Consider the following 22,274-nt stretch of genomic DNA (forward strand, 5'->3'; position numbering starts at 1 on the left):
GACAGCCCGGCGGCGCCACTCGATGATCCGACCGAAGACCCGTCTCGCCCGAACTCGCATTCGAACGAATCTTCGTCGATCCCAACTGGCGTCGCGCGGGGTGCTGTTGCGAGCAGTGTGCCACGCCCATCCAGACCGTCACACTGCACTCTGCATTTTTCAGAGTGGCACTTGCCAAGTGTTCACGGCGGGGCGATAGTGGCAAGCGTGATTCCGCCCGCGCCCTTAGGAACAGATGCCGCCGCAGGGTCCATCGGCCTCGGCGCCGCCTCGGGAGCCGTCCCCCCGGGGCCTGCTGCCGAACGCCGGTTCCGCTTCGAACTGGCCGCTCATCCGGGCTCCCCGGCTCAGGCCAGACGCCTGACGAGGGCACGGCTGACCGGCTGGTCGGTGTGCGAGGACACCTGCGACACGGCGGCCCTGGTCGTCTCCGAACTGGTCACCAACGCCATCGTGCACACGGCGAGCAGCCATGTGGTCTGCGAGCTGCACGACGGTGGCGAGCTGGTGCGCATAGCCGTGCGCGACGAGGGGTGCGCACCGGGCCGGCCGCGGGCGAACACCCGGCAGCAGCCGGACGACGAGCACGGGAGGGGACTGCTTCTCGTCGACGCCCTGTGTCACTCGTGGGGCGCGCAGGAGAACGGCCCCGGACTGCTGGTCTGGGCCGACCTCCCCCGCACGGCGGGCACCGGACACGAGGGTCCCGCGGAGCCCACCGACGACCTGGGCTGGGGCACCCGCCCGAAGCCGGGCCCGCCCGGCACCCCGGACGACGGCGCCGGCGAGGGCGACGAACCGGACCAGTCCCACGTCCCGGCGGAGAACCGGCCGCACCCTCCGGCGGCCCACACCCCGCACCAGCGCACCCCCCGCCCCCGGGGTCGGGCGTGACGGGCACACCCGGCGCCCGCGTGCTGAGCCTGGACTCGCTGGTACGGGTCCAGCGCGGACGGCGCACCCCGGCCGCCTCCTGGCGGCTGCCCGTCCCCGACGGCATGACCGCGCCCATGGGCTGCGACGCCGTGGCGGTACCGGCGCGCTTCGGCCCCCTGGTGCTGCCCCGGCTGCCCCGCGTGGGCTGCGTGTACGCCGACGACGCGCACTGGTGGTGGCTGGTCCCGTCCGAGTCCGACTACGCCCTGGAGTGGCCGGCCCCCGCCCACTACGTCACCGGCGCGGTCCTCCCCGGCCCCTCGGACGCCCCCGGCACCCCGGACCTCCCCGGTCTGATCCACCGCCCCGACGGCACGCTCCCCTACACGCCGCCGATACCGCTCTACCTCGCCCTGTGCCGCCTGACGGACACACCTCCCACCTGGTCCCGGCCGGTCACCGCGTAGCACGCACCGCACCTGGCCGCCCGGCCGGCGCGCTCCGCCCCCTCCGCGCTCCCGCTCTCGGCCCCCAGCGCCCCGCTGCGGCCGATTCCCCGGGCCGTGCGCCCGCACGCACCCTCCGCCCCGTCCCGCGCCCTGCCCCGGCGGACCGCCTCCCGCCATAGTGACCGTTCGTCGGATTCGGCGGTCGGGGAGGTCGGCATGGCGGAGAGCGCACAGCGGTCCGGTGATGCGAAGCCACTGTCATCGGACGCGGACGGACCGGACACGGACGGGCCGTCCGTGGACACACCGGCCACGGACCGCCTCGACGCCCGCAGGAGATCCCGGCGCTCCCTCCGCCGCGGGAAGCGCCCCGGCCCCGGCTCCCCGCCCCTCTCCGAGTCCGAGCGACTGCTCTTCGGCGGACCGCTGCGCTACGACACGGGCTGGAACCGGCACAGCGAGGCCTTCCTGGAGCTGAACTTCCGCTCCATGATCACCCGTCTGCCCGCTCTGCTCGCCTCCAGTCTCCGGCTCGCCGTCCGGGCGGACCGTCGGGCCGCGGGGACCGTGCTGGCCGCCGAGGTGGCGCGGGGTCTGGCCCAGGCGGTGAGCCTGCTCGCGGTCAACAGTGTCCTGGGCCGGCTGCTGGGCGGCGGTCCGATGGAGGAGCGGCTGCGCGGCGCCGCTCCCGCCCTCGTCACGGTGGCCGCCGTCGCCCTGGTCGCGGCGCTGCTGCGGGCGGCGAGCACCTACGCCACCGGACGCCTGGAACCCAAGGTGGAACGGGTGGCGACCGAGCTGTACCTGGAGCGCGCGGCAGCCGTGGAACTGGCCGCGATCGAGGACCACGCCTTCCACAAACTGCTGGACACCGCCCGCTACGGCGCCGCATCGGCCCGCCGCATGATCGCGTACGGCACGCAGGCGGTGAACGCGCTGATCTCCCTGGCGGCGGCGGCCGGTGTGCTCGCCGTGCTGCATCCGGTGCTGCTTCCGCTGCTGGTGACGATGACGCTGCCGAGCGCCTGGAGCGCTCTGACGAACGCCCGCCGCCGCTACGCCTCGTTCCACACCTGGGTGCAGCACGCGCGCGCCGGTCACCTGATCAGCGACCTGCTCACCGAGCCGGGGGCCGCGCCGGAGATCCGGGTGCACGGTGTCGGCCCCTTCCTCCTGCGTCACTTCAGGGCCATGTCGGAGACCGCGGAGGCGGAGCAGGCCCGGCTGGCCCGGCTGGCGGCGGGTACGGGGCTGGTCGCCGCGGCGTGGACGGGCCTGGCGACGGTGACGACGTACGCCACTCTCGGCGGGCTGCTGCTGGCCGGGGCGATGGCGCTGTCGGTGGCCGGCACGGCGGTGATCGCGATCGGCACCGGTTCCGCGAGCCTGGACACCCTCGTCCTGGAGGTGAACCGGCTGCACGAGGAGGCCCTGTTCGTGGGCGACCTGGAACGGCTGTACGTCGAGGCAGCCGAGCGCGCGATCCCCGTGGGCGGTCTCCCGCTGCCGGACGACCCCCGGGAGATCCGCTTCGAGAACGTCACCTTCCGCTACCCGGGTGACGCCGCCCGTCCCGCCCTGGACGACGTCTCGCTCACCCTCCCGCTGGGCGGGATCGTGGCGCTGGTCGGCGAGAACGGATCCGGCAAGACGACGCTGGTCAAGCTGCTCGCCGGGCTGTACACGCCCGAGCGGGGGCGGATCCTGTGGGACGGCGTGGACGCGGCGGCCGCGGACCGGCGCCTGCTGGCCGAGCGCGTCGCGATGGTGGCGCAGGACTTCAAGCGGTGGCCGTTCACGGCCCGCGTGAACGTCCTCATGGGGCGGCCGTCGGCGCCGGTGAGCGACGAGCGGCTGGCCGCGTCGATCGCCGAGGCCGGGGCCGAGGCGGTGATCGCGGATCTACCGCGCGGCCTGGACACCCTGCTGGCCCGGCACTTCAGCGGAGGCCACGAGCTGTCCGGGGGCCAGTGGCAGCGGCTGGGGATCGCACGGGCCGCCTACCGGCGCGGGCGCATCCTGATCGTGGACGAGCCGACGGCCGCCCTGGACGCCCGGGCCGAGCTGGAGGTCTTCGACCGGATCCGGTCCCTGGCGGACAGCGGCCAGACGGTGGTGCTGATCACGCACCGACTGGCGTCCGTGCGCCACGCGGATCTGGTGCACGTGCTCGACCAGGGCAAGCTGGTGGAGACCGGATCACCGGACGAGCTGCTGGCCGCGGGCGGCCTCTACGCGGAGCTGTACGCGCTCCAGGCGCAGCAGTTCACCGCGCCGCTCCCGCCGCCCCCGGCCGGAAGGACCCCCTCCCCGAGGGCGGGCTGAACCGCCGGGCGGCACCCGCTCACGCCGTGACGTCACCCCCGCCGCCGTCCCCCCGGACGATCACCAGGAACATGTCGGTCGCGAGGTCCATGACAACCTCGGCGGGCAGGCCCTCCAGGCGGCGTGCGTGGGCGAACTCCTCCGCCGGCCAGGAACCGCGCGGTCCACCTGCGGGAAAGCGTTCGAGCACCGTTCGCCCGTTCACCCTGCCACCTCCATGCTGCGTTGTACTCGTAAGAGTTAAACGCCAACCATGGGGCGAACACCTCGCCCGGTGACGGTACTGAGACGTAGTCGACACCCGTTCACCGCCAAGTGTGAGCGGACTCTCGGCCGATCACACCAACCGGTCACCCTCCGTGCCGACCGCCGCACCGATCGTGCCGTCAGGTGTCGTACTCCTGGATCCGCCGCCCGTGGCTCCGGTCGACCAGCGCGGGCAGCCGCTCCCCCAGCTCCCGCACCACCTCGGGCACGTCGATCGTGAGCAGCTCCCGGTCGCGCATGAGGATCCGGCCGTCGACGATCGTCGTGCGGACGTCGGCGGCCCGGGCGCTGTGCACCAGGGTCGCGGCGAGGTCGTGCACGGGCTGGGTGTGCGGGCCGGTGAGGTCGACGAGGACGAGGTCGGCGCGGCGGCCCGGCGCGATGCTGCCCACGCTCTCGCCGAGGCCGGTCGCGCGGGCACTCTGCAGGGTGGCGTGGTGCAGGGCCTGCCGGGAGGTCAGCCACCGGGGGTCTCCCTCGGTGGACTTCTGGACCAGGGAGGTGAGCGCCATCGACTCCCACACGTCGAGGGAGTTGTTGGAGGCGGCCCCGTCGGTGGCGAGCCCGACCGGGACACCGATGTCACGCAGGGCGCGTACGGGGGTGGTGTGGGGCCAGGCGAACTTGAGGTAGCCGCGGGGCGCGGTGGCCACGGCCGTACGACCGCCCGCCCGCTCCAACAGCGGCAGGTCGCTTTCGACGATGCCGGTGCCGTGGGCGATGAGCACGTCGGTGTCGAGGATGCCGGTGCGGTGCAGCACCTCGACGGGGGTGACTCCGTGCCGGGCGAGACTGGCCTCGGTCTGGTCGCGGTTCTCGGCGGCGTGCAGGTGCACGGGCAGGCCGTGGTCGCGGGCCAGCCGTGCGGTGGCGGCGAGGTCGGTGTCGTCGACGGTGTAGGGGGCGTGCGGGGCCAGGGCGGTGCTGATGCGGCCGTCGGCGGTCCCCCGGTGCCGCAGCGCGAACTCCAGCGACCGTTCCCGCCCCTCTGGCCCCTGGGAGGAGAAGTACGCCTGCCCCAGCAGCGCCCGCATCCCGCACGCGGCGACCACGGCGGCGACCGCGTCCATGGCGAAGTAGTGGTCGGCGAAGCAGGTGACGCCGCCCCGGATCATCTCGGCGCAGGCGAGCAGCGCGCCCAGCTCGACGTCCCGCCCGGTGAGGTTGGACTCGACCGGCCAGATGACGTCGTTGAACCACTCCTCGGTCGGCAGGTCCTCGGCGAGGCCGCGCAGGGCGGCCATCGGGGCGTGGGTGTGGCAATTGATCAGTCCGGGCAGGACGGCCTGTCCCCGCGCGTCGATCCGCTCGCGGGCCGCCCGGCCCTCGGCCGCCTCCGCGCTCGTCACCTCCTCCACGGTTCCGTCGCGCACGACGACGGCCGCGTCCCGGGCGAATCCGATGCGCTCCCGTTCGTCGTGCGTGAGGACGGTGCAGCCGGTGATGACGATGTCGGCCGGGCTCTCCGTGGCAACGGGTGTCATCCCGTCAACGTACGACGTGATCCCGGTCCGGGGTGAGCCGAACCGCGACGTCCCCCCACGCCCGTACGCGGTCCGCGAGCTCAGTCAGCCGCCGGACGTGCCGGGGGTCGAGGCGGCCGGTGTCGTCGAGGTGGACGGCGCAGGCGGTGACGGTGTCGACGAGGAGTTCGAGGGTGGCGGCGGCCTCGTCGGCGCCGTCGGCGTGCCGGGCGAGCGGGGGGAGCTCGGCGGAGGCGAGGGCGAGGGCGGCGCGGGCCTCGGCGAGGGTGCGGTAGGCCTCGCGGCGCAGCACCCAGCGGCCGGCGCGGTCGTCGGACCCGCCGAGCACGTGGTCGAGGTACGCCTGGGCGGCGCCCGCCGCTTCGGTGAGCCGGGCGCGGATGGCGTCGCCGCCGCGCTGTCCCGGCATCGGGAGGTGTCCCACGACGAGGACGACGACGCAGGCCAGCAAGGTCTCGCCGATGCGGCCGAGGGAGGCCTGGGGTTCGCCGCCGGCCATCACCAGGGCGAGGACGAGCACGGTGACGACGGCGGTCTGCGCGGCGAAGTGCCGGGCGGCGACGGGGATCAGCGCGCCGCTGACCGCGACCAGCGCGACGAGCCCTTCCGGGCGGGGCAGCACGGCGGCGAACCCGGCGAACAGGAGCGCCCCGAGGACGGTTCCGGCGGCCCGGGACAGGACGCGGGAGGCGAGCGGCCCGAGGTCGGGTTTGACGAGGAAGACGGCGGTGGCGGGCAGCCAGTACCAGTGGTCGTGCTGCCCGTACCAGCGGGCGTGGTGCAGGGCCTGGGCGAGGGCGACGCTCGCTCCGAAGCAGAGGGCGACCCGCAGCCCGTACTCCCGGCCCCGGGCGCCGAGGACGGTCCGCATCCCCGCGGCCCGGGAGCGCCTGCGGCTGTGCAGGTCACCGCCGTCGCCCCGGTCGAAGGCCTCGGCGGCGCGCAGGAGGGCGTCGTCGAGGGCGCGCAGCGCGGGGACGGCCCGGGAGGGGGCGGGCAGCGGGCCGGTGGGGGTGCCGCCGCGCACGGCGGCGGCGAGTCGCCGGGGCCCTTCGGCGGCGCGGGCGGGGACGGGCTCCCCGGCCCAGGCGAGCGCGGTGGCGGCCTCGGCGAGCGGGAGGGCGGCGGCGTACCGGGCGTGCAGCCGGCGTTCGGCGGCCGAGGAGGCGTACCGCCGCAGCCGGGGACCGGCGAGGGCGTCCTGCGCGTGGTCGAGGGCGGCGGTGAGCGCGGCCCGCCGTGCGGTGGCGGTGTCCGACCCGGTGGCGTCGAGCAGGCCGGCGACGGCGTCGTACACCCCGGCCACGGCGTTCCGCTCCCCGTCGAACCGGAAACCCCCGGCGAGCGCGCCGGGCGTGGGCAGCGCGAGCCGCAGCAGGAGCAGCCAGCCCGCGCCGGCGAGGAAGGCGAGCGCCCGCTGCCAGCCCGGTTCGGGCAACGGCATCCCGGCGCCGACGGCGGCGCCGACCAGCAGTTGCGTCCCGACGGATGACCCCACGGGCCCGATCGCGCTGACCGCGCCGGCGGCCAGGCCGAGCCCGGTCAGCAGCAGGGCGAGCAGGACGGCGGAGACGTGGTCCCCGGCGTACGTCCCCACGGCCAGCCCGGCCGCCCCGGCGAGCGCGGGCCCGCCGATGCGCCCGACGGAGGCGCGACGGCTGCCCGGCCGGTCGTTGATCCCGGCGAACATCGCGCCGATGGCGGCGACGACCCCGAGCGTGGGCCGCCCGGCGAGGACGGCCGCGAGCAGCAGCGGCCCGCCGCCCAGCGCGCCGCGCGCGACGGCGCTCCACGGCACCGGTCCGCGCTGGGCGCGCAGGGCGTGGGCCAGCCAGAGGGGTACGGCACGGGTCACGGGGCTCCAGTCGGTCGCGTCGGAAAAGGAACGGGCCCACGGGCGACGGTGACCGGGCGGGAGGAAGCGTGCCCTCCACGGTAGTCGGCGTTCTCGGAGAGAGGTGAACGGTCGTGTTTCCGGGAGGTGACGATGCGGGCGGGAGGCGTATGCCGTGCTCGGGCGGTCAGGCGGTCAGCGCCGCCAGTTCCGCGTCGGCGCGCTCGGTGACCAGGGCGAGGACGCGGCCCGCGGCGGCCAGGTCCTCGGCGGGTATCCCGCCCCAGATGCGGGCGGTGACGGGGGCGCTCTCCGCGCGGACGGCGTCGATCAGCCCGCGCCCCGCCTCCGTGGGGCGCAGGTGCGCGCCGTCCGCGACGAGCAGCCGCCGCTCCAGCAGTGCGCCGAGGGCGGCGCGGACGTCGGCCGGGTCGGCCTTGAGGTCGTCGCGGACCCGGGCGACCAGGCCGTCCGGTGTCCACGGGGCGTCGGCGGTGACGGCGGCGCGCAGGGTGATCTGCTGCTGGAAGGTGAGGCCGTGCCGGGTGAGGAAGTGCTCCAGGACGCCACGGGCGGCGTAGTGGGCCAGGCCGAGGACGCTGCTGTCGGCGGCGGGTGCGGTGGTGGTCATGGTGGTGTCCCCTTGGTTCTCTCGTCGTTGGGTACGGAGGGAGCGAGAGGTGCGTCGAGCAGGGTCGTCAGCTCGTCGGTGAACGCGCGGGTCCGCGGGGCGTCGAGGCCGCCGAGCGGCTCCAGCAACTGCTGGAGCAGGTCCTGGACCACCTCGATGGCCTGCCGTGTGACGGTCCGCCCCCGCTCGGTGAGGGCGAGCTGCACGGCGCGCGGGTCGCGGGGGTCGCGGGTGCGCTCGATCAGGCCGGCCGCCTCCAGGGCGCGCGCCAGCTTCGAGACGTACAGCGCCTCCAGGCCGGTGTGGTCGGCGAGCCGGCGCTGGCTGGGCCGCTCGCCGGTGCGCTGCATGCCGTACAGCGACGCGACCAGCGAGTACTGCGCGTGGGTGAGGCCCAGCGGAGCGACAGCGCGGTCGACCGCGACGCGCCACTTGTTGGCGAGCCGCCACACCAGGAAGCCGGGCGTGGGGCCCGGTGAACCCTTGCTCATGCCGAATACATTACATGGATACTATGTACATGGCTACTGTCACCCGGCGTCCGTCCGGGGACCGGCCACCCGAACACGCCAGTGCCCCGTGATCACATCAGCGCTCACGGGGCACTGGGGCGCTCTTCGCTCTACGGAGCGTGCCGGGCGGCGAACCCGACGAACTCCGCCCACGCCCCCGGCGCAAGGCCGACCACCGGTCCCGTCTCGTCCTTCGAGTCGCGTGCGTACACGCCACCGCTTCCGGCGGCGACTACGCACGCATCGCGACCGTTGACGCCATGGAGCCGCCGGCTTCCCCGCGAAGGCGTACGTCCCGACCGACCCGCACGTTCGCGATGCGGTTCACCTCGACACCGCGCGGCGCGCGTCTCGCCCGCCGGCCGGTCCCGCACCGCCTGCACGCGCGAGGTCACCCCTCGGCGACGAACGGCCCCACCGGGGTCGTACCGCGGTATCCACCAGTGTGAGCGGACAGGGCCCGTCGAAGCCGCGAACCTTCCGCAGCGATGTCTCTCGGTAACCCAACGCCCTTCTCGCTTAACGTTGTTGGCGTCCACGATCGCCATCACGGCAAAGGGGGGAACGATGCCCGGTTCCTGGTGCCTGGCCGACTCCCAGCACTTCTGTCTGACCCTTTCCCGGAACAGAAGCCCGGAGGAGGTGATCGCCCTCTACGGAGCCGACCCGGGCAGTGCCCGCCGGGTGCCCGCGGAGAGCGCACCCGTCGCTCCCCCTCGGGGCACGACACTGCGCGCGGGATCGTTGGGCGAATGGTCCTTCTGCGTCGAGTTCGAGAACTACATCGGCTGCACGGACACGGTCATGCGCGACCTGTCGGCGGGAACCGAGGCGCTGCTCCTGTACCGCACGGCGAAGGCACTGGAGGTGTTCCGTCACGCGGTCGACGGGCGCGTCGTCGAGCAGTTCGAGCCCGGCTGCCCGCCCAGCGCCCGCGGCCGGAGTTCGCACGAGTTCGTCCGCAGGACGGAGACGCTCATCTCCACCGGCACGAGCCGGACGGCGGTGTGTCTGGAGGTCATGGCTCAACACACCGGTCACGAGCTCACCACGGACATCCTCCGCGGGCCCCTGCTCACGGCGGTCATCGACGAGCCCGACCACGCCGCTCTCCATCACCCGGACCCTCCGCTGCCGTATCCGGACGAGCCCCCGAAAAGGTCCCGGCCCCTGGGCCGTGAACTGGGCCACCTGATACCCGGACGTGGGCGGGCGCCGGGCACGTCGTGACGGGCCGCGTCCGGGGAGCCCGGCAACCTTTCCGGCGGCGGTGGCGACCACCGGGTCGGAAGCGTGTGTTCCCTCCCGCACCACGTAAGGACTCATCCGTGGCATCCCCCTCCCACCGCCGTCCGCGCGGCAAGCGGCGCGGCCTCCTGGGCCCGACCGTCGCCGTGGCCGCCGTCGGGCTCCTCATGTCGCTGGTCGTCGCGCTCACCCGTGACGGCGGATCCGACGCCGTACGGGCCACGGCCACGCCCGCCGCCAGTGCCGGTGCCGACGCCGCCGCCCGGCCGAGCGCCTCACCCACGGCGACCGGGCGGACACCGGAGGCGAAGCCGTCCGCCGCGTCCCCCACCGCCCCGGAGCCCTCCGCGACGACGGCGTCGGCCAGTCCCTCGCGCGGCGGCGCCCCCGCGGGCACGGCCGCCCCGCGCCCGGCCTCCGGCGGGGCGCCCCTGGCGGGGCGGATCGCACCCGGGACCACCTACAGCGGGGTCGCGACCCACTACGACGCCGGGGACGGTGACGGTGCCTGCCTGTACGGTCCGAGCGCCGACCGCATGACCGCGGCGATGAACACCACCGATTACGAGACGTCCAGGGCGTGCGGGGCGTACGTGCTGGTCCGCGCGGCCGGCGGCGCCTCCGTGACGGTCCGGATCACCAACGAGTGCCCCGCGCCCTGCGCCCCCGGGCAGCTCGACCTGAGCAGGGAGGCCTTCGCGAAGCTCGCCGGCCTCTCCGCCGGGAGGATCCCGGTCACGTGGAGCCTGCTCAGCCCCGGCACGTCCGACACCCTCTCGATCCGCTACAAGACCGGCTCCAGCAGCCACTGGTGCGGCATCCAGGCGATCGGCCACCGCAACCCGCTCGCCCGGCTCGAGGTCGCCACCGGCTCCGGCTGGCAGCGGCTGAGCCGCACCGAGTACAACTACTTCCTCTCCCCCGACGGCACCGGCTGTGGCGGCGCCCTGAGGCTCACCGACATCTACGGCCAGCGACTGACCGTCGACGGCATCCCCGTACGCCCGGACGCCGTCCAGCCGACCCGCGTCCAGTTCGCCCGGCACTGACGCCGCATCGAGGGCCGAGGAAGGGCCGAACGAAATACGGATGCGGTGGACCGCCGCCTCACGCAGGATCGGGGAGTCGTCCGCCCCCTCAGATCGGAGCCCGCGTGATCCGCCGCGTCACCGTCCCCACGCTCTTCCCGCCGCCCGCCTACGCGCACGCCTCCGTCGTCGAGGCGGGAACCCGGCTGGCCTTCCTCGCCGGGTCGGTTCCGCTGGACGCCGACGGAAGGCTCGTGGGCGAAGGGGATCCGGTGCGTCAGGCCCGGCAGGTGCTCGCCAACCTGGAGGAGCAGTTGCGGGCGGTGGGCTCCGACCTGGGCCACGTCGTCGCGACGGACGTGTACGTCGTGAGCGGTGAGCCCGCGGTGCTCTCCGCCGTGTGGGAGGTGGTCGAGGCGTCCGGGCTGAGCGCGGGCCCGCACTCGTCGACCCTCGTCGGCGTGGCCTGCCTCGGGTACCCCGGGCAGCTCGTGGAGATCACCGCGACGGCGGTCGTGCCGGACGGCGCCGACTCGTGACGGCCGGTGAGCGGACGGTGCGCCTGCGCCGGGCGCTGCTCCCCGACGCCGGGGCCGCGGCCGGTGTCTGGCTGCGGTCCTTCGCCGCCGCGCTGCCCGGCGTGGTCCGGCCGCACTCCGACGACGAGGTGCGGGAGCACTTCCGTCAGGTGCTCGTGCCGGCGCGGGAGACGTGGGTCGCCCAGGCGGCGGACGGGGACGTGGTCGGCGTGATGGTGCTGGAGGGCGAGGAGCTGGACCAGCTGTACCTCGCCCCCGAGTGGCGCGGGCGCGGGATCGGCGACCGGTTCGTCGCGCTGGCCAAGGAGCGCAGTCCCGAGGGGCTCTCCCTGTGGACCTTCCAGGTCAACGCGCCCGCGCACCGCTTCTACGAGCGGCACGGCTTCACGGCCGTGGAGCGGACGGACGGTTCCGGCAACGAGGAGCGGGAGCCGGACGTCCGGTACGTGTGGCGGCCGTGAGCGGCCGGGTCACGGGTGCAGTACGACCTTGGTGTAGCCCTCGATCCGCTTGTCGAACTTGTCGTAGGCCGACGCCGCCTCGCCCAGGGGGAGTTCGTGGGACACCACGAAGCTGGGCTTCGCCCTGCCCTCGATGATCATGTCACGCAGCTGCCGGTTGTAGCGCTTCACGTTGCACTGCCCCGTCCCCACCCGCAGGCCCTTCTCGAAGAGCTTGCCGATCGCGACGAGGAGCATGCCCTGCTTGGCCTGCTCGTCCGGGGCTCCGGGGTCGGAGGGGACGTAGAGGCCGGGCACGCCGAGTGCTCCGGTGGCGCGGACCGTGTTGACGAGGGAGTTCAGGACCGTCGCCGGCTCCTCGCGGTCCGTGCCGCCCTTCGTCGCCTGGTAGCCGACGGCGTCGACGCCCTTGTCCGTGCCGATGCCTTCGGTCCGGTCCTTGATCTGCTCGGCCGGATCGCCCTCGGCGAAGTTGACCGGGACCGCGCCGATCTCCTCGGCCTTCCGCAGCCGCTCGGCGACCCGGTCCACGACGAACACCTTCTTCGCGCCGCGCAGCAGGGCCGAGTAGGCGGCCATGAGCCCGACCGGTCCCGCGCCGTACACCGCGACGCTCTCACCGGGGCGGACCTGGGCGAGTTCGCAGCCGTGGTAGCCGGTGGGGAAGATGTCGGCGAGCAGGACGAAGTCGGTCTCGTGCTCCTGTCCCGGCGGCAGCCTCAGGCAGTTGAAGTCGGCGTAGGGCACGCGCAGGTATTCGGCCTGGCCGCCCTTCCAGGGGCCCATGGAGACGTAGCCGTAGGCGCCGCCCGGGAAACCGGGGTTGACGGTCGTGCAGTATCCGGTGAACCCCTCGGCGCAGTTGCGGCAGAATCCGCAGGCGACGTTGAAGGGCATGACCACGCGGTCGCCCTCCTTCAGCGAGGTGACGCCCTGGCCGACCTCCTCGATGATCCCCATGTTCTCGTGGCCGAAGACGATGCCGGGCTCGGCCGAGGTGCGGCCCTCGTACATGTGCAGGTCGGACCCGCATATCGCGGTGGAGCTGACCTTCACGATCACATCGTTGGGGTGCTGGATGCTCGGCTTGTCGACGTCCTCGACCGCGACACTGAACGGTCCCTTGTACACGACGGCCTTCATGACTGCGCCCTCCGTTCCGCGCGTGACTCATCTCTCATGGTTCCGCCGCCTGCACGCTCGGGCAAACCGGTAATGTCCGGCGACAGGGGTCATACGGGTCCGATGCCGCACCGAGCGCAGAAAGAGGCGGGAAATGGCAGCACAGAGGCTGGGAACCCTGCTCGTCCCGGTGCCGGGGCTCTCCGGCACCGTGTATCCACCGGGGACGACCGTGACGGTCCGTGGCCGTGGCTCGTCCGTCGACGCCTTCGTCAACGGTGACTGGCTCGCGTTGTCGTGGTGGGAGTTCTCCGACGGCCTCCGCGAGGACCTCGCCGACCGCTGACGTACGGGCGCGGAGGGCGGCTCAGGTGATCCTGACCCAGTCCAGGGTGCGTTCCACGGCGCGCTTCCAGTCCTGGTAGCCGCCTTGGCGCCGCTCCTCGCCCCACTGCGGGTCCCAGCGTTTCGACTCCTGCCAGTGGGAGCGCAGCTCGTCGGTGTCGCGCCAGAAGCCGACGGCGAGCCCGGCGGCGTAGGCGGCGCCCAGCGCGGTGGTCTCGGCGACCACGGGACGGCTCACCGGGACGCCCAGGACGTCGGCCTGGATCTGCATGCACAGGTCGTTCGCGGTGACGCCGCCGTCGACCTTGAGCACGTCCAGGTGGACGCCCGAGTCCTGCTCCATGGCCTCGACCACGTCACGGCTCTGGTAACAGATGGCCTCCAGCGTGGCCCGCGCGATGTGCGCGCCGGTGTTGTAGCGGGCCAAGCCGACCATGGCGCCCCGGGCGTCGGAGCGCCAGTACGGGGCGAAGAGGCCGGAGAAGGCCGGGACGAAGAACATCCCGCCGTTGTCCTCCACCTGGCGGGCCAGCTGCTCGCTCTCCGGGGCGCTCCTGATGATCTTCAGTTGGTCGCGCAGCCACTGCACGGCGGCGCCGGTGACGGCGATGGAACCCTCCAGCGCGTACACCGCGGGGCTGCCCGCGAACTGGTACGCCACCGTCGTGAGCAGTCCGTGCTCCGAGCGCACCGGTTCGGTGCCGGTGTTGAGGACCAGGAAGTTGCCGGTGCCGTAGGTGTTCTTGGCCTCGCCGGGTGAGAAGCAGACCTGGCCGACGGTCGCCGCGTGCTGGTCGCCCAGTACGCCGGTGATCGGGACGGCGGCGCCCAGCGGCCGGGAGGTGCGGGCCGTGCCGTACGCCTCGCGGTCGGAGGAGGGGTGGACGGCCGGCAACATCGCGCGGGGGATGCCGAAGACGTCCAGGAGCTCGTCGTCCCAGTCGAGGGTCTCGAGGTTCATCAGCATGGTGCGGCTGGCGTTGGTCACGTCGGTGGCGTGCACCCCGCCGTTCGGGCCGCCGGTGAGGTTCCACAGCACCCAGGCGTCGGTGTTGCCGAACAGGGCGTGGCCCGCCTCGGCGGCCTCGCGCAGTCCGTCCACGTTCTCCAGCAGCCACTTGATCTTGCCGCCGGAGAAGTAGGTGGCCGGCGGCAGACCGGCCTTGTGGCGGATGACGTCACCGTGGCCGTCGCGTTCGAGGGCGGCGGCGATGCTGTCGGTGCGGGTGTCCTGCCAGACGATGGCGTTGTAGTAGGGGCGGCCGGTGCGCGGGTCCCAGACGACGGTCGTCTCCCGCTGGTTGGTGATGCCGACGGCCGCCAGGTCGCCGGCCGACAGCCCTCCCTCGCGGAGACCGTTCTGGATCACCGTGTTGGTGCGCTCCCAGATCTCGACCGGATCGTGCTCGACCCACCCCGACCGCGGGAGGATCTGCTGGTGTTCGAGCTGGTGCTTGGCCACCTCGTTGCCGGAGTGGTCGAAGATCATGAAACGGGTGCTGGTGGTCCCCTGGTCCACGGCGCCGACGAATTCGGGCATCGCTGCCACCTCCTGGTCTGCCTAGGGTTCTTCGGTGGCCGGGCCCTCTTCGGCCTTCTCCGCCCTCGCCCTGAGCACCGGGCCGATGAACAGGTCGTACACGAGCACCCCGAGGACACCGCCGATGAGCGGGCCGACGATGGGAATCCACCAGTAGCCGCTGAACCATTCGAACGACCCGGGCAGCGCGATCCGTCCCCAGCCTTCGAAGAAGGTGAACAGCCGGGGGCCGAAATCGCGCGCGGGATTGATCGCGTATCCGGCGTTGGTGCCGAACGTCAGACCGATGGCGACGACCACCAGACCGATGAGGAACGGGTGGAGATTCGCCGCCGGAGCCGTGTTGCGGGTGTCGATGAGCGCGCAGATCAGCAGGAGGAGGATTCCGGTGCCGACGATCTGGTCGAGCAGGGGACCCCACCACGAATTCCCGAAGTATTCGGCGGGGAACGTGGCGAAGATGGAATAGGTGCCCAGCGACTCGTCGCGCGGGATGCCGTCCTTGGCGTTGGCCGCGTCGATGGCCCAGTGGTAGCAGGCGTAGACGAGCGCGGCGGCGACGAAGGCGCCCAGGACCTGTGCGAGCCAGTAGGGCAGTACCTTCCGCCAGGGGAAGTCCCGCCGGACGGCGAAGGCCAGGGTCACCGCGGGATTGAGGTGGGCGCCGCTGACACCGCCGGCCACGTAGACGCCGAACACGACGGCAAGGCCCCAGGCCCACGAGATGATGAGCCAGTTGGCGGGCCCGAAATCCACCGCCTGCCGACCCGAACCGGGCAGCCCCACGACGGCCACGGCCACGGACCCGATACCCAGCAGGAGTAGGACGAACGTACCCAGGAATTCGGCGAGCATCTCACCGGGAACGCCTTCTCGATAGCCTCGTCTTTTCACGATGCGTTCGGCCACCGGACCTCCTCGGCTGGAATTCCGCGTTCCCCCTCCCCTCGTCGGAAGCGTATGTCCACCGTGCGGATCATGCCTGCGGAGAACCGGCTTTCCCTCTCCTGGAGCAAAGGGGGCGGCGTTCGGACGCCGCGGCGCGCGTACCGGTCCGTCGCCGCCACCAGTGCGTCGTCGCCGATGTCGCCCGCGTCGTGGCCGGGCTCGTCCACGATCGTCAACTCGCTGCCCGGCCAGGCGTGGTGGAGGCGCCGGACCCGGCCATCGGGACACCGTGGTGCCGCCGACGGGGCGGCTCGTCTCATTTCCGCACGGGCAGGCCCGCCGCCCCGGCGGCCGCGCGCAGCACGTCGCGGAGCATCTCGGGGGTGAGCCGGCCGGTGAAGGTGTTGCGCTGGCTGACGTGGAAGCAGCCGAGGAGGTGGAGGGCGGGCCCCTCCGGAGCGTCCAGAACGACGTGGGCGCCGTGCGCGAAGGCGGGCCGGGGCCGGGGCACGGTCCAGCCGGCCTCGGCGAACGCGGGCAGCGCGGCCTGCCAGCCGAAGGCCCCGAGGACGAGCGCGGCCCGTACCGTCGGCCGCAGCAGACGCAGCTCCCGCACCAGCCAGGGCCGGCAGGTGTCCCGCTCCTCGGGAGTGGGCCTGTTGGCGGGCGGGGCGCAGTGCACGGGCGAGGTGACGCGCACGCCGTACAGCTCCAGACCGTCCCCGGCGTGGGTGGAGCCGGGCTGGGAGGCGAGCCCCACGTCGTACAGCGCCTGGTACAGCACGTCCCCGGAACGGTCCCCGGTGAACATCCGGCCGGTGCGGTTGCCTCCGTGGGCGGCGGGTGCCAGGCCGACGATCAGCAGCCGGGCGTCCGCCGGCCCGAACCCGGGCACCGGCCTCCCCCAGTACGTCCAGTCCGCGAACGCGGCCCTTTTGGTACGGGCGACCTCCTCACGCCAGTCGACCAGCCGGGGGCAGGCGCGGCAGCCGGCGATGCGCCGGTCGAGCCGGTCGAGGCCATGGGGGTCCATGGCTCCACCGTAGGTGTTCGGGGCGGGCGAAAACCCCGCACCGCCGGCCGGGTCCGGGCGTTAGGGTCGGGAGCATGGCTTCTGAGAGTGCCGAGGACCCCAAGGTCGCCGCCGCCGTGGCCGCTGCGGAGGCGGCCGGTCCGGGCAGCGGTGAGTCCGTACGGATCGACAGCTGGATCTGGTCGGTGCGGCTGGTCAAGACGCGGTCGCTCGGCGCCGCCGCCTGCAAGGGCGGGCACGTCCGGGTGAACGGCGAGCGCGTGAAGCCCTCGCACTCCCTCCGTATCGGTGACGAGGTGCGGCTGCGGGCCGAGACCCGGGAGCGGATCGTCGTCGTCAAGCGGCTGATCCGCAAGCGGGTCGGCGCCCCGGTGGCCGTCCAGTGCTACATCGACAACTCCCCGCCGCCCCCGCCCCGCGAGGCCGTCGCCCCGGTCGGAATCCGCGACCGCGGCGCGGGCCGCCCGACCAAGCGCGACCGGCGGGAGATGGAACGGCTGCGCGGGCTGGGCGGGCCCGGCCCGTTCGGTGGGCACGCGGGGCCGGGCGGACCGGGCGGCGGTGGCGACCCGGACGCCGCGTCCGGCGGGACCGGCGGACGGGGTGGGTCCGCCGGACGCGGGACAACCGGCGGTGGGCGCAGGGCCCGGGGCAAGGGGGCCGGTGGTGCGGCCCGGCCGTGAACGCGGGCCGCGCGCTCAGGTGTCGGACATCGGCACCGCCCTCACCCACATCCTGTCCTCCGTCAGGTACCGGTCCACCTTCAGGCCCGCCTCCGCCAGCGCCTCCTCGAACTGCTCCCTCGTCAGCGGGCGGGCGCGGAACGTCTGGGTCCAGATCGCGTCCGGGAACACGTACTCCGCGTGCACCGAGTCGACGCCGTCGCCCACCGGCTCCGCCGACACGATCCGCACGGTGAAGCCGGCCGGGTCCACCCGCTCGCGCGGCACATCGGTGTGGTACTCCTCGCCCTCCCGCTGGATCAGCACGCACCCGCCCTTCGCCAGGTGCCGCACGCAGGTGCGCAGCATGCCCCGCCGCACCTCGACGTCCCCCGCGTGCACCAGGAACGACGCGAGCAGCACCACGTCGAACGTCTCGCCGAGGTCGAGCCGCTCCGCGGGGCTGCATATCGTCCGAGCCCCGCGCACCCGCTCCAGCATCTCGGCGGACTCGTCCACCGCCGTCACCTCGAAGCCGCGCTCCAGCAGCGCGTGGGTCATCCGCCCGACGCCGCTGCCCAGCTCCAGGATCCGCGCCCGCGCCGGCACCGCGGCGGCGATGACGTCCGGCTCGTCCCCGACGGGCAGCCGCGCGTACAGCTCCACCGCGCAGCCGTCCGGGGTGATCGCCCCGGGGCCCGTCCCCTCGTAGCCCTCACGCATTCTCAGTTCCATGCCTGTCAAACGGTTCGCGTCCGCACGCCCGTTCCCCCTCCTCGCGGGTTCACCCGACCGAGTGACACGTGGCCCTGGAGGCGATTCCGGGAACCCGGAACCGGGAGAACGACGCGGACGGGGTGGTGATCGCGTTGCGTACGGGCAGTGAACCGGTCACCGCGCGCAGCGCTCTGCGGATGCGGTTCTGGCTGAGCGTGTGGGGCGTGGTCTGGACGGTGTCCGGCACGGTGGCGTTCGCGCTCGCGGGGCACCCCGGCCGGGCCCTCGTCCGCGGGCTGCTGTGGCTGCTCGTCACGGTCGACCTGGTGGTCGTCCTGCGGCACATTCGCCAGGGGCCGCACTACCAGCCGGGGCGCGACGTGCCCCCGTACCGGCCGCCGGGGAGCCGCCCGTAGCGCAAACCGTCACGTGTCGAAGCGGGCCGCCTTCAGGTACTCCGGGTTCGGGTCCAGCGCGGCCGCCAGCCGGAAGTGGCGCTTGGCCGGGTGCGGGCGGCCCTGCCGCTGATAGGTGCGGGCGAGGGCGAAGTGGGCGAAGGCGTTGTCCGGCTCGCGCTCCAGGACGAGGGAGAACTCCAGCTCGGCGGGGCGCAGCTGGGCCGCCGCGAAAAAGGCGCGGGCGCGCAGCAGCCGCGCGGCGGTGTTCTCCGGGTGGACGTCTATGACGCCGTCGAGCAGCTTCACCGCGCCCTTCGGGTCCCGGGAGGCGAGCAGGTGCTCGGCGGCACGAAAGTCGATGACATGCGTTTCCGGCGTACGTCCGGTCGAACCGCTGGTCTCGGGCACGGCGGAATCCTTCCCTCGCTCCACGGGTTCAACGCCCCGTCCGGCACCCGCTATTCCGCGGGGGTGGTCCGCGCCCGGCGGAGAAGCTCGGTCCACACCTCCTGGACGCGCCGCTCCAGCTCGTCCAGGGGGACGTCGTTGTCGATGACGATGTCGGCGATCTCCCGGCGCTGCTCGCGGGTCGCCTGGGCGGCCATCCGCGCGCGTGCGTCCTCCGCCGTCATGCCGCGCCGGTCCACGAGTCGGTCGAGCTGGGTCTCGGGACTCGCGTCGACGACGATCACGAGGTCGTAGAGGGGGGCCAGGCCGTTCTCCGTGAGGAGGGGGACGTCGTGGACCACGACGGCGTCCTCGGCCGCGGCCTCCTCCAGCTCGCGGGAGCGGTCGCCCACCAAGGGGTGGACGATCGAGTTGAGGACGGCCAGTCTCTCCGGGTCGGCGAAGACGACGGACCCCAGCTTGGGCCGGTCGAGCCTGCCGTCCGCGGTGAGGACCTCCGCGCCGAACGCGTCCACGACCGCCGCCAGGCCGGGCGTGCCCGGTTCCACGACCTCGCGCGCGATGCGGTCCGCGTCGATCAGCACGGCCCCGCACTCGACGAGCAGCCGCGACACCTCGCTCTTGCCGGCACCGATCCCACCGGTCAGGCCCACTTTCAGCATGAGAGGCAGCCTAGGGGGTGCCAGGAGGGCGTCAGTTGTCGCCCTCCCGCTCCGCCAGGAAGCGTTCGAACTCGCGGCCGATCTCGTCCGCCGACGGGATCTCCACCGGCTCGGCGAGCATGTTGCCCCGGGTCTCCGCGCCGGCGGCGGCGTCGTACTGGTGCTCCAGGCCCTGGACGAGGGCGGTCAACTCCTCGTCGCCCTCCCGGATCTGACGGTCGATCTCGGTCTGGGTGCGGTGGGCGTCGGTGCGCAGCGCGTGCGCGACGCCGGGCAGGACCAGTCCCGTCGCGGCCGTGATGGCCTCCAGGGCGGTCAGTGCCGCGTCCGGGTACGGGGAGCGGGCGATGTAGTGCGGCACGTGCGCGGCGACACCCAGGACGTCGTGCCCGGCCCGCATGAGCCGGTACTCGACCAGCGCCTCGGCGCTGCCGGGCACCTGCGCCTCGTCGAAGGCGCTGCCGGCCACGGGGACGAGGTCGACGCGGTTGCCGTGCGGGGTGATGCCGACGGGCCGGGTGTGCGGGACGCCCATGGGGATGCCGTGGAAGTTCACCGACAGGCGCACGCCGAGCCGCTCCACGATCTGCTGGACGGCGGCGGCGAAGCGCTCCCACTCCACGTCCGGTTCGGGCCCCGAGAGCAGCAGGAAGGGTGCTCCCGTGGCGTCCTGGACGAGGCGCACCTCGAGGGAGGGCACCTCGTAGTCGCTCCACCGGTCGCGGGTGAAGGTCAGCAACGGGCGCCGGGCACGGTAGTCGACGAGCCGGTCGTGGTCGAACCGGGCGACGACCTGGTGGGGCAGCGAGTCGAGCAGCCGGTCGACGATCTGGTCCCCGGTCTCCCCCGCGTCGATGTATCCGTCGAAGTGGTAGAGCATGACAAGTCCGGCCGACTCCTGGGCCAGCGCCATGTCGACGACGCCGAGTCCCTTCGGCTCCCATGCGTACAAACCCTGCGGATCAAGCACAGTGACCGCTCCTCCTCGTGTTCGTACTGCACAACGTGGCACGCGCCACTGACATTCCCCGGTGAGGACGGCTCCCGGGGCACAGGGCTCTGTCCACGCGCGACCGCACCGCGTGGGCGCGGAACCCCCGCCGGCCCGCGCCCCGCAAGGCAGCACCGAGGGGCCGCACCTCGAAAGGTACGGCCCCTCGGTCAACGGCTAGGCGTCAGCGGAGAGCGTTCAGCTCTGCCCACCCGCCAGCTTCTCCCGCAGCGCGGCCAGCGCCTCGTCCGAAGCCAGCGCACCGGACTGGTCGCCGCCCTCGGAGGAGTACGAACCGCCGCCGGACGCGGCCGGGGCGACGTCCTCGCCACCCTCGGCAGCGGCCTTCTCGTCCGCCTCGCGGGACTTGATGACCTGCGCCTGGTGCTGCTCGAAGCGCTGCTGCGCCTCGGCGTACTGGGTCTCCCACGCCTCGCGCTGGGCCTCGTAGCCCTCGAGCCAGTCGTTGGTCTCGGGGTCGAAGCCCTCGGGGTAGATGTAGTTGCCCTGGTCGTCGTAGGACGCGGCCATGCCGTACAGGGTCGGGTCGAACTCGACCGCCGACGGGTCGGCGCCGAAGGCCTCGTTGGCCTGCTTCAGCGAGAGGCTGATGCGACGGCGCTCGAGGTCGATGTCGATGACCTTGACGAAGATCTCGTCGTTGACCTGGACGACCTGCTCCGGGATCTCCACGTGGCGCTCGGCCAGCTCGGAGATGTGGACCAGACCCTCGATGCCCTCGTCCACGCGGACGAACGCACCGAACGGAACCAGCTTCGTGACCTTGCCGGGCACGACCTGGCCGATCTGGTGGGTGCGGGCGAACTGCTGCCACGGGTCTTCCTGGGTCGCCTTCAGCGACAGGGAGACGCGCTCGCGGTCCATGTCGACGTCGAGGACCTCGACGGTGACCTCCTGGCCGACCTCGACGACCTCGGAGGGGTGGTCGATGTGCTTCCAGGACAGCTCGGAGACGTGGACCAGACCGTCGACGCCACCCAGGTCCACGAAGGCGCCGAAGTTGACGATCGAGGAGACGACGCCGGAACGGACCTGACCCTTCTGAAGGGTGGTGAGGAACGTCTGGCGGACCTCGGACTGGGTCTGCTCCAGCCAGGCACGGCGGGACAGGACCACGTTGTTGCGGTTCTTGTCCAGCTCGATGATCTTGGCCTCGAGCTCCTTGCCCACGTAGGGCTGGAGGTCGCGGACGCGGCGCATCTCGACCAGGGAGGCCGGGAGGAAGCCGCGGAGGCCGATGTCGAGGATGAGACCACCCTTGACGACCTCGATGACGGTACCGGTGACGATCCCGTCCTCTTCCTTGATCTTCTCGATGGTGCCCCAGGCACGCTCGTACTGGGCGCGCTTCTTCGAGAGGATCAGGCGGCCTTCCTTGTCCTCCTTCTGGAGAACAAGGGCTTCGATCTCGTCACCGACGGCGACGACCTCGTTGGGGTCGACGTCGTGCTTGATCGAGAGCTCACGGCTCGGGATGACGCCTTCGGTCTTGTAACCGATGTCGAGCAGGACCTCGTCCCGGTCGACCTTCACGATGACGCCGTCGACGATGTCGCCGTCGTTGAAGTACTTGATCGTCTCGTCGATCGCGGCGAGGAAGGCTTCCTCGTTACCGATGTCGTTGACCGCTACCTGCGGGGTGGTGGCGGTGGTCTCGGTGCTGCTCGTCATGTGGGAAAGGGCTCCGGTACGGACATTGAAGTCGTAGGTACTGCTACGCCGGAGCCCGTTTCGCTCTGCAGAAGCCGGACAGCCAAGGAAGCGCCCCGCCGTTCGCCGGCGGCGGCGCCTCGAGAACCGAGGGGACATACAACAGATGCGAGCGCAGCCTGC

The 22,274-nt window shown here is 72.9% G+C and carries 24 protein-coding genes and 3 pseudogenes; 11 read left to right on the forward strand and 16 right to left on the reverse strand.

Translation table 11 applies throughout. The features are described from left to right. Positions 1–171 precede the first annotated feature (171 nt). From ACZ8ZB_RS08680 to ACZ8ZB_RS08690, 3 genes are all read left to right on the forward strand, one after another. Positions 172–894: an ATP-binding protein gene (locus ACZ8ZB_RS08680; protein WP_470737120.1), complete on the forward strand. Its 723-nt coding sequence runs from the start codon at positions 172–174 to the stop codon at positions 892–894. Next, positions 891–1,343: a hypothetical protein gene (locus ACZ8ZB_RS08685; protein ID WP_470737121.1), complete on the forward strand. Its 453-nt coding sequence runs from the start codon at positions 891–893 to the stop codon at positions 1,341–1,343. The genes ACZ8ZB_RS08680 and ACZ8ZB_RS08685 overlap by 4 nt, the downstream gene beginning before the upstream one ends. A 198-nt stretch (positions 1,344–1,541) precedes the next feature. Beyond that, the gene (locus tag ACZ8ZB_RS08690; protein WP_470737122.1) at positions 1,542–3,650 is read left to right on the forward strand and encodes an ABC transporter ATP-binding protein; all 2,109 of its coding nucleotides are present in this window, start codon (positions 1,542–1,544) and stop codon (positions 3,648–3,650) included. A gap of 19 nt (positions 3,651–3,669) precedes the next feature. On the opposite strand, the gene ACZ8ZB_RS08695 is transcribed toward ACZ8ZB_RS08690, so the two are convergent. The 6 genes and pseudogenes from ACZ8ZB_RS08695 to ACZ8ZB_RS08720 form a co-directional block, all read right to left on the reverse strand. Beyond that, on the reverse strand, positions 3,670–3,855 hold the full coding sequence (locus ACZ8ZB_RS08695; RefSeq protein WP_359351159.1) for a hypothetical protein: 186 nt from the start codon (positions 3,853–3,855) through the stop codon (positions 3,670–3,672). A 181-nt stretch (positions 3,856–4,036) separates the two neighbouring features. Further along, on the reverse strand, positions 4,037–5,401 hold the full coding sequence (locus tag ACZ8ZB_RS08700) for an amidohydrolase (protein WP_470737123.1): 1,365 nt from the start codon (positions 5,399–5,401) through the stop codon (positions 4,037–4,039). 4 nt (positions 5,402–5,405) lie between these two features. Continuing rightward, positions 5,406–7,256: an FUSC family protein gene (locus ACZ8ZB_RS08705; protein ID WP_470737124.1), complete on the reverse strand. Its 1,851-nt coding sequence runs from the start codon at positions 7,254–7,256 to the stop codon at positions 5,406–5,408. Positions 7,257–7,422: 166 nt separating this feature from the next. Then, the gene (locus ACZ8ZB_RS08710) at positions 7,423–7,866 is read right to left on the reverse strand and encodes a MarR family transcriptional regulator (protein ID WP_470737125.1); all 444 of its coding nucleotides are present in this window, start codon (positions 7,864–7,866) and stop codon (positions 7,423–7,425) included. Then, positions 7,863–8,357, reverse strand: a complete 495-nt coding sequence (locus ACZ8ZB_RS08715) for a MarR family winged helix-turn-helix transcriptional regulator (protein WP_470737126.1) — start codon at positions 8,355–8,357, stop codon at positions 7,863–7,865. Before ACZ8ZB_RS08715 ends, ACZ8ZB_RS08710 begins: the two co-directional genes overlap by 4 nt. A gap of 131 nt (positions 8,358–8,488) precedes the next feature. After that, a pseudogene (locus ACZ8ZB_RS08720) lies at positions 8,489–8,620 on the reverse strand (DUF397 domain-containing protein); the annotation flags it as partial. Between the two features lie 75 nt (positions 8,621–8,695). Between ACZ8ZB_RS08720 and ACZ8ZB_RS08725 the strand changes: the two are divergent. The 5 genes and pseudogenes from ACZ8ZB_RS08725 to ACZ8ZB_RS08745 all read left to right on the forward strand — a co-directional run. After that, positions 8,696–8,785, forward strand: a pseudogene (locus tag ACZ8ZB_RS08725) (ATP-binding protein); the annotation flags it as partial. A 160-nt stretch (positions 8,786–8,945) separates the two neighbouring features. Beyond that, positions 8,946–9,608, forward strand: a complete 663-nt coding sequence (locus ACZ8ZB_RS08730; RefSeq protein WP_470737127.1) for a DUF6461 domain-containing protein — start codon at positions 8,946–8,948, stop codon at positions 9,606–9,608. A 98-nt stretch (positions 9,609–9,706) separates the two neighbouring features. Continuing rightward, complete coding sequence (locus tag ACZ8ZB_RS08735) at positions 9,707–10,675, forward strand: expansin EXLX1 family cellulose-binding protein (RefSeq protein ID WP_470737128.1); 969 nt, start codon at positions 9,707–9,709, stop codon at positions 10,673–10,675. 104 nt (positions 10,676–10,779) lie between these two features. Beyond that, the gene (locus ACZ8ZB_RS08740; protein ID WP_470737129.1) at positions 10,780–11,193 is read left to right on the forward strand and encodes a RidA family protein; all 414 of its coding nucleotides are present in this window, start codon (positions 10,780–10,782) and stop codon (positions 11,191–11,193) included. Further along, positions 11,190–11,654 (forward strand): GNAT family N-acetyltransferase, encoded by a 465-nt coding sequence (locus ACZ8ZB_RS08745; protein ID WP_470737130.1) that lies wholly within the window; start codon positions 11,190–11,192, stop codon positions 11,652–11,654. Before ACZ8ZB_RS08740 ends, ACZ8ZB_RS08745 begins: the two co-directional genes overlap by 4 nt. 9 nt (positions 11,655–11,663) lie before the next feature. Here ACZ8ZB_RS08745 and ACZ8ZB_RS08750 read toward each other — a convergent pair whose 3' ends face one another. Then, positions 11,664–12,797 (reverse strand): glutathione-independent formaldehyde dehydrogenase, encoded by a 1,134-nt coding sequence (locus tag ACZ8ZB_RS08750; protein WP_470737131.1) that lies wholly within the window; start codon positions 12,795–12,797, stop codon positions 11,664–11,666. A gap of 133 nt (positions 12,798–12,930) precedes the next feature. On the opposite strand from ACZ8ZB_RS08750, the gene ACZ8ZB_RS08755 reads away from it, so the two are divergent. Next, complete coding sequence (locus tag ACZ8ZB_RS08755; RefSeq protein ID WP_351994952.1) at positions 12,931–13,122, forward strand: hypothetical protein; 192 nt, start codon at positions 12,931–12,933, stop codon at positions 13,120–13,122. A gap of 21 nt (positions 13,123–13,143) precedes the next feature. On the opposite strand, the gene glpK is transcribed toward ACZ8ZB_RS08755, so the two are convergent. The 4 genes and pseudogenes from glpK to ACZ8ZB_RS08775 all read right to left on the reverse strand — a co-directional run bounded on the left by glpK (position 13,144) and on the right by ACZ8ZB_RS08775 (position 16,582). Beyond that, positions 13,144–14,661, reverse strand: a complete 1,518-nt coding sequence (gene glpK, locus ACZ8ZB_RS08760; protein ID WP_470737132.1) for a glycerol kinase GlpK — start codon at positions 14,659–14,661, stop codon at positions 13,144–13,146. 21 nt (positions 14,662–14,682) lie between these two features. Further along, complete coding sequence (locus ACZ8ZB_RS08765) at positions 14,683–15,516, reverse strand: MIP/aquaporin family protein (RefSeq protein WP_470741444.1); 834 nt, start codon at positions 15,514–15,516, stop codon at positions 14,683–14,685. A gap of 179 nt (positions 15,517–15,695) precedes the next feature. Further along, positions 15,696–15,827 (reverse strand): annotated as a pseudogene (locus ACZ8ZB_RS08770) (prolyl aminopeptidase); the annotation flags it as partial. 38 nt (positions 15,828–15,865) lie between these two features. Continuing rightward, a complete protein-coding gene (locus ACZ8ZB_RS08775) occupies positions 15,866–16,582 on the reverse strand; it encodes a uracil-DNA glycosylase (RefSeq protein ID WP_470737133.1) in 717 nt (238 codons plus the stop codon). A 74-nt stretch (positions 16,583–16,656) separates the two neighbouring features. Here ACZ8ZB_RS08775 and ACZ8ZB_RS08780 point away from each other — a divergent pair, with 74 nt between their 5' ends. After that, positions 16,657–17,265, forward strand: a complete 609-nt coding sequence (locus tag ACZ8ZB_RS08780) for an RNA-binding S4 domain-containing protein (protein ID WP_470737134.1) — start codon at positions 16,657–16,659, stop codon at positions 17,263–17,265. Between the two features lie 15 nt (positions 17,266–17,280). Here ACZ8ZB_RS08780 and ACZ8ZB_RS08785 read toward each other — a convergent pair whose 3' ends face one another. After that, complete coding sequence (locus tag ACZ8ZB_RS08785) at positions 17,281–17,967, reverse strand: class I SAM-dependent methyltransferase (RefSeq protein ID WP_470737135.1); 687 nt, start codon at positions 17,965–17,967, stop codon at positions 17,281–17,283. Positions 17,968–18,113: 146 nt separating this feature from the next. On the opposite strand from ACZ8ZB_RS08785, the gene ACZ8ZB_RS08790 reads away from it, so the two are divergent. Beyond that, positions 18,114–18,377, forward strand: a complete 264-nt coding sequence (locus tag ACZ8ZB_RS08790; RefSeq protein ID WP_470741445.1) for a DUF6343 family protein — start codon at positions 18,114–18,116, stop codon at positions 18,375–18,377. A 9-nt stretch (positions 18,378–18,386) separates the two neighbouring features. Here the strand turns inward: ACZ8ZB_RS08790 and ACZ8ZB_RS08795 are convergent, their stop codons facing one another. From ACZ8ZB_RS08795 to rpsA, 4 genes are all read right to left on the reverse strand, one after another. Further along, on the reverse strand, positions 18,387–18,767 hold the full coding sequence (locus ACZ8ZB_RS08795) for a tetratricopeptide repeat protein (RefSeq protein ID WP_470737136.1): 381 nt from the start codon (positions 18,765–18,767) through the stop codon (positions 18,387–18,389). Positions 18,768–18,817: 50 nt separating this feature from the next. After that, on the reverse strand, positions 18,818–19,429 hold the full coding sequence (coaE, locus tag ACZ8ZB_RS08800; protein WP_470737137.1) for a dephospho-CoA kinase: 612 nt from the start codon (positions 19,427–19,429) through the stop codon (positions 18,818–18,820). Positions 19,430–19,460: 31 nt separating this feature from the next. Beyond that, positions 19,461–20,399, reverse strand: a complete 939-nt coding sequence (locus tag ACZ8ZB_RS08805; RefSeq protein ID WP_470737138.1) for a PAC2 family protein — start codon at positions 20,397–20,399, stop codon at positions 19,461–19,463. A 219-nt stretch (positions 20,400–20,618) separates the two neighbouring features. Then, positions 20,619–22,112 (reverse strand): 30S ribosomal protein S1, encoded by a 1,494-nt coding sequence (gene rpsA, locus ACZ8ZB_RS08810; RefSeq protein WP_030820778.1) that lies wholly within the window; start codon positions 22,110–22,112, stop codon positions 20,619–20,621. Positions 22,113–22,274: the final 162 nt, after the last annotated feature.

It is taken from the genome of Streptomyces sp. 12E (genome assembly GCF_055633275.1).